The sequence below is a fragment of the Photobacterium pectinilyticum genome (genome assembly GCF_024357955.1).
GTDB classification, from domain to species: domain Bacteria; phylum Pseudomonadota; class Gammaproteobacteria; order Enterobacterales; family Vibrionaceae; genus Photobacterium; species Photobacterium pectinilyticum.
In genome coordinates this window covers 25,030-35,996 of sequence record NZ_JANEYT010000049.1, presented here as the reverse complement: position 1 = coordinate 35,996, position 10,967 = coordinate 25,030, and the positions used below count along the sequence as shown (strand labels likewise).

Sequence of the window (10,967 nt, the reverse complement as noted above, 5' to 3'; positions counted from 1 at the left end):
CGCGAGTCATGATAAAGCTCCGTGGAATAAAGAAGCTATATCAATACCAAGTATTGAGGGTTATCTGAATGTGGGTAGGAATACCCGCTTACATATAAGAGGCAATATTCTTTACTTATGCTGCAACGCAAATTCTAATGTTATGGGTGCAACAGTCTATCTTTCGTGAAGCCGCTTGGTTTAGAAACGGAATCAAAATGAATATCAAAGCAAACCATCCAGCGTTTGCCGGCCATAACTTCGACCTTGAGCAACACGTATGGTAATCAAATAAATCAAGCAGGATACAATTCAACAACATAAGCACCATAAATTCGTAAACACTCATGGTGAGATATAGAAGAGAAAACCAACTGCTGAAAGTAGTACGCTCTTCTCGACAAAGAAACAAGCAATACTATCATGAGTCGTCAGCAGTTGGCCGAGGGCAGAATACAACCCTTTTGGAGCAGGGAATTTCAATAATAGCGAAAAACGTTCAATGCTATCATTCAACAGAATAGTTTCCTGTAAGCCAAAAAAGTCACAGTAATCGATGACTCCCCTCTTTTATTCATATACTTAAATATAATAAGGTCTATTAAAGCGACTTCATGTATAGCGCAAGCACGTCATCAGCAGTCATAGCGACAGGGTTTCCCCCAGCACACGGATCTGCCAGCGCACTTTCTACCCACTGATTAACATCCTGCTTCGTAACACCCAGTTGTGCAAAGCCTTGTGGGATACCCACTCTCTCACTAAGTTCGCAAATAGCTTTAACCGCTTCAATGCTTGCCTGCTCTTTGGATAAACCTGCAACATTGCAACCTAATGCTGGAGCTAAATTAGCAAACTTCTCTACTCGATGAGGTCGGTTAAATTCACATACGATAGGTAACAAGATCGCATTACAAACACCATGAGGTAAGTTCTTATGTGCGCCAGCAGGGTGAGCCATCGCATGAACCATACCAAGTCCAGCACTATTGAAGGCCATACCAGCAAGGAACTGACCAAGCGCCATCATTTCACGCGCTTCTAGATTTGAACCGTCTTCAACTGCATGCGGTAAGTATTGACTGATCAAACGTACGGACTCTAAAGCTGAGTGGTCGGTAAGAATATGTGCTCCAACCGAAACATATGCTTCGATTGCATGAGTTAACGCATCCATACCAGTAGCAGCAGTCACTTCCGCTGGTAGACCGAGCATAATACTTGGGTCATTTACTGAAACATCCGGGATTATATTACTATCGATAATGACACATTTAACCTTTGTCTCTTCATCAGTAATAACCGCATTACTGGTGACTTCTGCAGCCGTACCCGCGGTAGTATTGATAGCAAATAACGGTACACCTGATTTTTTAACGTTATTCACACCGGTGTACAAAGTAATTGGCTGCGGGTTAGCAGTAAGAATCTTCACGGCTTTCGCCGTATCAATCGCACTACCTCCACCGAAACCAATAATATAACTTGCACCTGACTCTTTGTAGGCCTCATATGCCTGATTAACAACGCTCACCGTTGGATTAGGTACAGTTTCCGTAAAACAAGTAAAAGGTAATCCACTCTCATTAAGCGCACCTATCAACGGCTCTAGTAACCCCAATTGCTCTAACGCTTGGTCTGCAATAATAAACCCATGGTCCACACCTTTTGAAACCAAGTGACAGACCAACTCTTTGATTGCATTCTCACCAGAGATGTTGATTTTCGGAAATGCTAAAGTAAATGCCATAATTTTTCCAATATAAGTAAAGTTACAAAAAAAACGAATAATCAAAGCTTTGAATTATGACCAGCGGCTTGCGTTTGCTAACGCTTAAACTCAAGTAAAGTGCCCTAGGTTAGCCACAATTCATATAAATTTTATAAAATAATGTAAGAAAACAGACTTACGGATATAACAAGCATGGTTACAACATAAATATGGCTTTCAGACATATGCTTCATCAGATGTGCAGCAACTGGTACACCCACGAAAGAGCCGACAAAAAACAGTATCGCAGTATCGATATCAGACTGACCGCCACTTGCATATCCAACTGCAGCAATGGCAGATAAAAACAGAGCTAAGACAACAGATGAGCCAATTGCTTTCTTAATATCTACATGGAGAACACTATTCAAAATAGGAAGTAACAAAACACCACCACCGACACCTGTAGAGCCCAAAATAGATCCACAAAACATCCCCGACACTATTGCCTTCTTAGTGTTAAGTTTATGTTCTGAATGATGGCTAATGGCCACATTCTCACTCTTGTATTTTGAGAATACAGATATCAACGATCCAATCATTACAATCGTCACTAGCCACGCAATTGTTGTCTCAGTCGCTTCGGAATAAAAAGGGTGTGCATTAAAGTAAACCACAACTTGAGTAACCAGCAAGGTAACAGGCACTGCTCCAATAAATAGCAGTATTATCTTTTTCCAAGAGACATTCCGCGCCCTAATATGTAGAAATGACGCGTTCACTTTTACCATCGCAGAGATCATGCTCGCCGTTCCCACAGCAAGCACCGGGGACATGCCGCAAAACAGTTGTAACATAGGGATCAACAATACCCCGCCACCAACACCGGTCAGCCCTAAACATAAGCCAAAGATACTCCCAAGTAGTAGCTTTAACAGCACTGCATCAGTTGACCATACACTAACTAACAACTCAAAAGCGTCCATAACCCTCCCCAAACCCAATAATTAAAACAAAATTTCAATAATTATAATATAACGTGTCGGCACTTCTTTAATTTATGGTTTTGATCATATTTTGAGGTAAATATTTGCAGTACAATGAGTCTATCAATAAAGGGTTATTTGGATGATAATGAAACCGATATCTCAATACTCATTACACAGCAGTACTGTTTCGCTAAATGTCAGTAAAAGAGAAGCTGTTTACATCAGTAACACTAAAGCGTCAGGGTTCTATCATGTAGACAAGGGCATTATTGGTTTATATCAAGTTGCTGATACTGGAAAAGAGTCTCTTTTACGCCTTTATGGGCCTGGCTCGTTTTTTGGTTACCGCTCATTGTTCACAAATCAACGCTATCCCGCCACAGCAAGAGCAATGGAAAACAGTGAAGTAAAAAAATTTGATGTGAAAAGCTTTGAATCGTTACAGCAATTATCATCCGAACTCGCTAAAACACTGGCGATTGAAGTTTGTCATGAGCTTGGAGATGCAGAGAAACGCCTAGTTCAATTTAGTGCGTTTAATGCCAAAAATAGAATTATCGATACAATCCATCATTTTTTTTCCTACTACCCTCAATACCCTTGGACATATCGAGAAATTAGCGAATACAGCGCAACAGATGTAACGACAGTTATTCGCTTCTGCAAATCTTTAAAAGAATCTGGAGTGTTATGTAAGCAACATAGAAAACCGCACCCTTTAGATCTGAACAAGCTTGACCGATACCGACAGGCCTCGAAGGAAATCATGAAATGAAAAAACTGTTTTCTAAAATAAACAAATCCTAGAGCGCCGCTCATCCACATGTGTAGTGTCATCACAATACTGTTCGCTGCTAAACTCAAGATTCATCAAAATCGACGTTTCAGCAATAATATTACTATTCTCATACGCTTATCTCAGCAAAGTACCATCTAGAATATTCTTATAGGTAAATTAATGAACCAAATATCCAACTGTCACGTTATGGCCAAGCCCTCAGGCTCGGTATGCAATATCGATTGTGAATACTGCTTCTATTTAGAAAAAGAAAAACTCTATCCTGATCGGCAAAAAAACTGGCGTATGAACGACGAAACACTAGAAAAGTACGTCAAGCAATATATAGAAGCACAAAACAGTGATTCTGTACAATTTTCTTGGCAAGGCGGTGAGCCAACATTATTGGGCATTAATTTTTATCGAACTGTGGTTCGATTGTGCAAACTTTATGGTAAAAACAAAAAAATATCTCATGCATTCCAAACTAATGGAATATTGATTAATGATGAGTGGTGTCAACTATTTAAAGAGAACGACTTTCTGATTGGCGTTTCTATTGACGGCCCAGAAGATCTTCATGATGTATATCGAACAAATACCAGTGGTAAAGGAACGCACTCTAAAGTTTTAAAAGCCATAAAATTGCTGAAGAAACACAAAGTTGAGTTTAATACTCTCACAGTGGTCAATGATCAGAATGTTAAACAACCACTTAAAGTCTACCAATATCTAAAAAGCATCGGTTCAAACTTTATACAATTCATTCCATTAGTTGAGCGACAAGACTCTGATCAGTCAACAAATGATACATGGTTAGTTAACCCAGATGAAAAGCTGGGTGATGTCACTCAATGGTCTGTCAACCCAAAAGAATATGGTACTTTCCTAAATGAAATTTTCGACCATTGGGTGAGAAATGATGTTGGAAGCATCTTTGTTCAGCAATTTGACGCAACACTATCAGCTTGGACAGGCCAACAAAGTACAATATGCGTATTCTCCCCGAGATGTGGTCATGCATTCGCTTTAGAAGCGAATGGAGACTTATTTCAATGTGACCACTATGTTTATCCAGAGTACAAGCTTGGCAACATTCACAATGAATCAATCAAGACGATGAACAACAGTGAAGCAGCAATTGAGTTTGGCTTAAAAAAATCTAAAGAGTTAAACAGCAAATGTCAGTCTTGTCGATATCGATTTGCCTGTCATGGCGGCTGTCCGAAACATCGCTTCTTACCGGGACCTAGTGGAAATCCCGACCATAACTACTTATGCGAAGGCTACTATAGTTTCTTTGACCATAGTCAAAACGCAATGGCTTTCATGGTAAAGCTGATAAATAACGGGGACTCTCCAGCACAAATCATGAACTATTATAATAACGAACAACACAAGGGGACAAAAAAGAAAGTAAGTCGAAATGCCTTATGCCCTTGTAATAGTGGTAAAAAATTTAAACGTTGTTGCGCTTAATTTATAACCATAAACCCCCGGAAAAACCGGGGGTTTAATAAAGCACCGAAAAGGACAATATTTATAAAGCTGAAAGTTTCAGTTGTACTTGTCGCTTCTCTGCTAATTCCTAGCTTATTACTAATCAGTAATATAATAGGCTTAACTAAACTAACTGTACTTGCGAAATCACTCCATAAGTAAAACCACTGCCAGTAGAATTTTACTTACCATCAAAATGATACAGATAGCCCCTTATAATTTAACTTCCCTGCATAAAACCTACCTACACAACCAATACGAACAAGCCATTGAACAACTTGATCAGATAAGCCAACAAGCGAAGTGATATTTTAGCAATAAAGGGGTTTCCAAAAAACAAACAATGCCAATAAGAAACTGACGACAGCCCTGAACCACTATGTAACTTTTTTCCAACAGAAATAAGATTAATATTCAACTCAAAAAGATAACTGTATCATTTACAGTAAAATATTAACTATCTAACTGAAGCATACTTAATTTCTCTAGCAATCTTAATTTGTGATGAAGCTTGCTCACGAAACTTAGTTTTTCTCTTTTTTCGAGAAAGTTCATGCAAACTGTTTATGTTCTTAATTCTTTCTCTTGTTTTTTCATCACCAACGGTACTCATAAATCCTCCTTGAACATTCACTAGGATATAATTCAAGCTATGGAACATAGCTTGAATTAACCTGAAGACTAGTAAATAAAATTTAAATGAATAGTGAATTATACTTCAATAATTTTTGGTCGTTTTCCTTCAACTCTAAATATTTCTTCAAGTAAGATATTTTTTAAATCACTCTTAATCTCTTTATAATCTGAATTACATACCAAATTTTCCAATTGATATGGATCATCTACAAGATTGTATAGAAACTCTTCTTGATAAACCTCACTATCTTTTTCTAACAATCCACTTTGATCTAACGCCGACACAGAATAAGTCCACTTTTCAGTACGAATTGCTCGACCTACCTGCGACTCACTAATCTGGATGAAACTAACGTTATCCTTGGAAGCGTTATCAATATACAAATCTTGCAACGGTTGACCTTGCATGTAACTTGGAACATTAATACCCGCCGCCTTGAGCAAGGTAGGGACTACATCAATAATGCTTGCATGATCATCAATAACTTGTCCCGCTTTTGCACGAGGATCATATATGATGAAAGGAATTCGGATTGAAGAATCATGACACGAACGCTTATACTCACCGTTTCTGGTCTTAAAGTGTGAACCATGATCGCTCAAGTAAACAATGATGGTATTGTCATCAAGGCCCTTATCTTTAACAGCCTGACGAATTTTACCCACATTTTCGTCCAAGTTATGACAGCAACCTAGGTAATCTGGATACTCTTCTGCCCAGTCACCATTAACAAACGGTTCTAAGTCGCCAGGTACTTTGAAGTCACTCCACTTCTCTTTCGAACCGTGTGGACCTTCATATGTCTTTCTATCGTTCTGATGATGAGGTTCAAGGTACGATAAGAACAGGAAGAAAGGTTTTTCTTTTTCGTAGTTATCAATATAGTCCGTTGTCAGATCAGTTAGAAAATCTGCGCGGTAGACATCTTCGTCCCAGCTGACCTTGTTACCATCGATATCAAACATGAAGCCACCATAGCCATGCGATGTGCCTTCAAGAATATCTGAAGCAACCCAAAAATCCTTGTAGCCACCACGATACTGCTTTGGTATTGCAGTAAAGCAATTATCGATCGTTTCACCAGAACTCTCTGTAGGCGCAGCGACTACGAAACCTTCGTGTGCCGTGTTGTTTGAAGCTAAGTGCCATTTGCCAACATATCCAACGCTGTAACCCTCATCAGATAAAAAGTGAGCCACTGTTTTTTTGTCTTCCGGCAAAATAATATCGTTTCGGAAACAACCCGTTTCAGTTGGGTATAGACCTGTCTGCATAGTTGAGCGGGTCGGGCCACAAACAGGATTAACAGTAAATGCATTAGTAAACATCACACCGTTATTTGCGAGCTCATCAAGATTAGGAGTAACAGGTAGCTCCTGACCATAACACCCAAGTGTGTCCCACCGTTGTTGGTCACTAAAGATAACAATAATGTTGGGCTTCTTCATAAGTTCCTCTTGATATTTAATACGTTTCTTGAATCTAAATAACAACAGTTATTCTAGATAAAACATCTCTTTCAGCTCAGTGGATTTAGGACTCATATCAGCATTGGTTTCCATGATATCATCCATATACTTCCACCATTTCTGACAAGCTTCTGTTTTTGAAACGGCGTTCCATCTTTCAAGGCAGTCTAATTCAACATAACCAAACAAACAACCTGTTTCTTCGTCTAGAAAGATAGAGTAGTTTTGAGCACCAGCTTCCTTAAGTACTTCAACTAAATCAGGAAAAATATTATCATGCCGCTTTTTATATTCAGCGAAACAACCTTGATTTACTTTTAGTTTAAAGGCTTTTCTGATCATAAAACTCAACTCCTAAGCTAAAACACTTTGATTAAGTTTTACATTAAAAGCAGACTCTAATTCTTTAAACTCTTGGGTTTGGATAGTTTGTCGCTTACCCCCCATCGCTAGAACCTTAACTAAGATTTCAGCAGCTTTTTCTACCGTGTCCATCAAGCCAAACACCAAGCTAAGATCTTCTGCAGAACAGAAAGTGCCGTGGTGTGCCCAGATAGCAACATCATACTTTTTCATTAACTCACTAGTATGTTCGGCAATCGCCTTACCACCAGGAACCATCCATGGGACGATCCCGACCCCATCAGGGAAAACAACAGGACACTCAGTTGCCATTTCCCAAAGCTCTCTGGTAAAGGTTTCTGCTTCTAGTGGTAACACAAATGTAAGTGCAATTAAGTTTGTTGTATGGGAATGCATAACAACTCGATGTTTGCCCCCAGTCACATCATATTTCACCGAGTGATTCATCAAGTGTGCTGGAAGCTCACTTGTTGGTTTAGCACCGTTAATCAAGCCCCATAAGATTTTATACTGGGAACCGTCTGCTGAGACCTGAATGATACCGGCATTTTCTTCAAGACAGACTTCAACGTTACGGAAGTACTTACCACTACCTGTAACAATAAAGTATTGATTTGCTAGATTAGGTACGGTAACACCGATATCAAGCCAAGGCGTTGACTCAGTAAAGAATGGACGAGCTTCAGTAACTTCAGAGTCGGCTAATCGATATGAAAGGTTACCACCATTACGTTCATGCCAACCTTTTAACCAAGCGTCTTGAGCCGTTTTCTTAAACTCTTGTACAAATGCTAATTGTTCCATTATTGACCTCGCTTAAGCAGAACTTCTTGTTCGTAATTAACAACTGATTTAAACCAGTCTTCGTTTGCCGGTACATCATTAATTTCACAGAAGTAGTTCCAGATATCGCCTAATGGGTATGTTTTCAACTCTTCCATTAGTACCAAACGTTGAGTAAAGTCACCTTCATTTTGAAGCTGAGTTAACTTTTCGTGTGGCATTAGCATTGCCTCAAGCAGGGCTTTTTGCATGTTTCTTGTACCTAGGACCCAAGCTGCAATACGATTAATGCTTGCATCGAAGAAATCTAGACCTAGGTAAACTTTGTCTAAGCTATCTGTGCGCACTAATTCTTTAGCAATCTCTTTTACTTCATCATTGAATGTCACTACGTGGTCACTATCCCAACGTACTGGTCGAGTTACGTGAAGTGCAAGCTCATCTTGATACAGAAGCATTGATGAAATTTTGTCGGCTACCGACTCCGTTGGGTGGTAGTGACCATTATCTAGCAAACAAAGCTTGTTATTTGCAATGGCATAGCCCATGTAAAATTCGTGAGAACCAACTGTATAAGACTCCACACCAATACCGAATACTTTCGATTCAACTGAGTCTTTGTTGTATTGTTCGTCGACATCAACTGCAAAGATTTCGTCCAATGATTCTTTCAATCGTTGACGAGGTTCAAAACGATTACTCGGAGTATCTTTGTATCCATCAGGAATCCAGATATTGGTTAAACAAGTTTGGTCCAGTTCTTTACCAAAATATTCACCAATTTTTCGAGAAGCGATACAGTGCTTAATCCAAAAGTCACGAATTTCTTTGTTTGGATGAGATAGAGTCAATCCTTCGCTAGCATTGGGGTGTGAAAAAAGACTAGGGTTAAAATCTAGGCCAAGATCACGTTCTTTAGCCCACTCTACCCAACCAGCAAAATGTTCAGGCTTTAACTCATCTCGTTCAACAACAACGCCATTCGTTTCAGCATATAGTGCATGAAGGTTAATTTTGTGATTACCAGGGATAAGACTCAGTGCTTTATCAAGATCAGCTCTCAACTCTAATGCATTGGTCGCTTTACCCGGGTAACTACCTGTTGCTGAGATACCGCCGGATAGTTCATGACGCGCTTCTTCGAAACCAGTAACGTCATCACCTTGCCAACAGTGGATAGAGACTTTTACGTTTTTAAGCTTTTCTAATACTGAGTCAACATCAATGCCCCATTTGGCATAAAGTGACTTGCTTAATTCATATCGATTTTTTAAACTTTGTTCCATGACTGTTCCTAATTATATGCTGTTTTTAACGTAGTTCTTAGCGGTTGTTAAATTATTAATCTCACCCATTGATAACATCTGTACAATAATGTTACCCATACCCGTTGCTTCTACAGGGCCAACGACTATTTCTTTCCCTGTTACTTCTTCAATTAACTCGTTTAAGAAGTCATTTTTACTTCCGCCACCAATTATATTAATCTTGTTAATATTTTTACCTGTAATCTCGATCATTTCATTGATGCAATCTCCGTATGATTTAGCAAGACTTCGGTAAACACAGATACACACTTCACCAATTTCTGTTGGATATGCTTGACCTGTCTCTTTACAGTATTCAACAATTTCCTCAATCATATTTTCACTAACAAAAAATCGTTCATTGTTAACGTCAATAATTGAAGTGAACTCTTTTGATTCTCTTGCCATTTGAGCTAGTTCAGCATATGAATATCGGTAATCTAAAATTCTAGATACTTCCTGAATAATCCAGAGACCCATAATATTTTTTAGGAATCTGAACCGTTTATCGTAGCCACCTTCATTTGTGAAATTGTTCTTTCTGGACGCATCTGAGACAATAGGTTTATCTAATTCTTTGCCCAAAAGTGACCAAGTCCCTGAGCTCAGAATGACACCGTCCTCCTCGATATCAAAAACGCTGGCAATAAAAGCTGAACCTGTATCATGCGTAGCAGGCAAAACCACGTTACAGTCAAAGCCAACTATAGCTTTGATACTCTCTTTTAGGCGACCAATGCAGTGACCAGGTAACTTGGTTTCACCAAAGATATCACTTGTAACACCAGCCACTTCCAGTAAATCCTTATCCCACTGATCACTCGAAAGGTTAAACATCTGCGTCGTTGTCGCATTTGTATACTCGTTAACCTTTTCACCTGTAAGCAGGTAGTTCAAGTAGTCTGGTATCATTAAGAATGAACATGCTTTACGCTTCTCTTCAATATCAATTGAATCCAGCTGATACAAGGTGTTAAAGCTCATAAACTGAATACCGGTTTTATTGTAAATTTCTTTACTTCCAACCTGATTACAAATTCGCTCCATAACACCTTTGGTACGGTCATCACGATAAGACACGGTATTTCCGATGACTTCTTCTGATTCATCTAAAAGAACAAAATCAACCCCCCATGTATCAATACCAATACTTTGTGGAATTTTTTCTATTTTTACACACTCTTCAAGTCCACGTAATACATGAGAGAATAATGACTCTAGATCCCAACATAATTGCCCATTTTTATCGGACAATTTATTAGTGAATCTATAAATTTCTTCAAGAACAATCTTTTCGTCTTTTAAATAGCCTAACAAATGTCTCCCGCTAGACGCACCTATATCTACAGCTAGAAAATAATTCATAGCAACCTCCGATTGATTAACTTAATTCTACAACCTACAGATTTATATGAAATATCTCATTTTGCCCTAAAGAGAGTCATTTTTTG

General features: G+C 38.9%; 10 protein-coding genes. 2 read left to right on the top strand and 8 right to left on the bottom strand.

The annotated features are described in order from the left end of the window. Positions 1 to 580: 580 nt before the first annotated feature. The gene (locus NHN17_RS17870) at positions 581 to 1,729 is read right to left on the bottom strand and encodes an iron-containing alcohol dehydrogenase (RefSeq protein WP_255044020.1); all 1,149 of its coding nucleotides are present in this window, start codon (positions 1,727 to 1,729) and stop codon (positions 581 to 583) included. A 131-nt stretch (positions 1,730 to 1,860) separates the two neighbouring features. Next, entirely contained in the window at positions 1,861 to 2,676 is an 816-nt protein-coding gene (locus NHN17_RS17865) for a sulfite exporter TauE/SafE family protein (RefSeq protein ID WP_255044019.1), read from the bottom strand. Positions 2,677 to 2,824: 148 nt separating this feature from the next. Between NHN17_RS17865 and NHN17_RS17860 the strand changes: the two genes are divergently transcribed. Together NHN17_RS17860 and NHN17_RS17855 are read left to right on the top strand one after the other, a co-directional pair. Then, the gene (locus tag NHN17_RS17860) at positions 2,825 to 3,454 is read left to right on the top strand and encodes a Crp/Fnr family transcriptional regulator (RefSeq protein ID WP_255044018.1); all 630 of its coding nucleotides are present in this window, start codon (positions 2,825 to 2,827) and stop codon (positions 3,452 to 3,454) included. Between the two features lie 183 nt (positions 3,455 to 3,637). Beyond that, positions 3,638 to 4,936, top strand: a complete 1,299-nt coding sequence (locus NHN17_RS17855; RefSeq protein WP_255044017.1) for an anaerobic sulfatase maturase — start codon at positions 3,638 to 3,640, stop codon at positions 4,934 to 4,936. A 478-nt stretch (positions 4,937 to 5,414) separates the two neighbouring features. Here the strand turns inward: NHN17_RS17855 and NHN17_RS17850 are convergent, their stop codons facing one another. The 6 genes from NHN17_RS17850 to rhaB all read right to left on the bottom strand — a co-directional run bounded on the left by NHN17_RS17850 (position 5,415) and on the right by rhaB (position 10,881). Beyond that, positions 5,415 to 5,570 (bottom strand): hypothetical protein, encoded by a 156-nt coding sequence (locus tag NHN17_RS17850; protein ID WP_255044016.1) that lies wholly within the window; start codon positions 5,568 to 5,570, stop codon positions 5,415 to 5,417. A 98-nt stretch (positions 5,571 to 5,668) separates the two neighbouring features. Further along, positions 5,669 to 7,042, bottom strand: a complete 1,374-nt coding sequence (locus NHN17_RS17845) for a sulfatase family protein (RefSeq protein ID WP_255044015.1) — start codon at positions 7,040 to 7,042, stop codon at positions 5,669 to 5,671. Positions 7,043 to 7,090: 48 nt separating this feature from the next. Continuing rightward, positions 7,091 to 7,405: an L-rhamnose mutarotase gene (rhaM, locus tag NHN17_RS17840; RefSeq protein WP_255044014.1), complete on the bottom strand. Its 315-nt coding sequence runs from the start codon at positions 7,403 to 7,405 to the stop codon at positions 7,091 to 7,093. Positions 7,406 to 7,417: 12 nt separating this feature from the next. Continuing rightward, positions 7,418 to 8,230: a rhamnulose-1-phosphate aldolase gene (rhaD, locus tag NHN17_RS17835; protein ID WP_255044013.1), complete on the bottom strand. Its 813-nt coding sequence runs from the start codon at positions 8,228 to 8,230 to the stop codon at positions 7,418 to 7,420. Further along, positions 8,230 to 9,495 carry an L-rhamnose isomerase gene (locus NHN17_RS17830; protein ID WP_255044012.1) on the bottom strand — a complete coding sequence of 422 codons (1,266 nt, stop codon included), beginning with the start codon at positions 9,493 to 9,495 and terminating at the stop codon, positions 8,230 to 8,232. The genes rhaD and NHN17_RS17830 overlap by 1 nt, the downstream gene beginning before the upstream one ends. Positions 9,496 to 9,507: 12 nt before the next feature. Beyond that, complete coding sequence (rhaB, locus tag NHN17_RS17825; RefSeq protein ID WP_255044011.1) at positions 9,508 to 10,881, bottom strand: rhamnulokinase; 1,374 nt, start codon at positions 10,879 to 10,881, stop codon at positions 9,508 to 9,510. Positions 10,882 to 10,967: the final 86 nt, after the last annotated feature.

What these genes read in the sequence shown, in the direction of transcription:
- NHN17_RS17870 (WP_255044020.1), bottom strand. Translation starts at nt 1,729, where the DNA reads ATGGCATTTACTTTAGCATTTCCGAAAATCAACATCTCTGGTGAGAAT.
- NHN17_RS17865 (WP_255044019.1), bottom strand. Translation starts at nt 2,676, where the DNA reads ATGGACGCTTTTGAGTTGTTAGTTAGTGTATGGTCAACTGATGCAGTG.
- NHN17_RS17860 (WP_255044018.1), top strand. Translation starts at nt 2,825, where the DNA reads ATGAAACCGATATCTCAATACTCATTACACAGCAGTACTGTTTCGCTA.
- NHN17_RS17855 (WP_255044017.1), top strand. Translation starts at nt 3,638, where the DNA reads ATGAACCAAATATCCAACTGTCACGTTATGGCCAAGCCCTCAGGCTCG.
- NHN17_RS17850 (WP_255044016.1), bottom strand. Translation starts at nt 5,570, where the DNA reads ATGAGTACCGTTGGTGATGAAAAAACAAGAGAAAGAATTAAGAACATA.
- NHN17_RS17845 (WP_255044015.1), bottom strand. Translation starts at nt 7,042, where the DNA reads ATGAAGAAGCCCAACATTATTGTTATCTTTAGTGACCAACAACGGTGG.
- rhaM (WP_255044014.1), bottom strand. Translation starts at nt 7,405, where the DNA reads ATGATCAGAAAAGCCTTTAAACTAAAAGTAAATCAAGGTTGTTTCGCT.
- rhaD (WP_255044013.1), bottom strand. Translation starts at nt 8,230, where the DNA reads ATGGAACAATTAGCATTTGTACAAGAGTTTAAGAAAACGGCTCAAGAC.
- NHN17_RS17830 (WP_255044012.1), bottom strand. Translation starts at nt 9,495, where the DNA reads ATGGAACAAAGTTTAAAAAATCGATATGAATTAAGCAAGTCACTTTAT.
- rhaB (WP_255044011.1), bottom strand. Translation starts at nt 10,881, where the DNA reads ATGAATTATTTTCTAGCTGTAGATATAGGTGCGTCTAGCGGGAGACAT.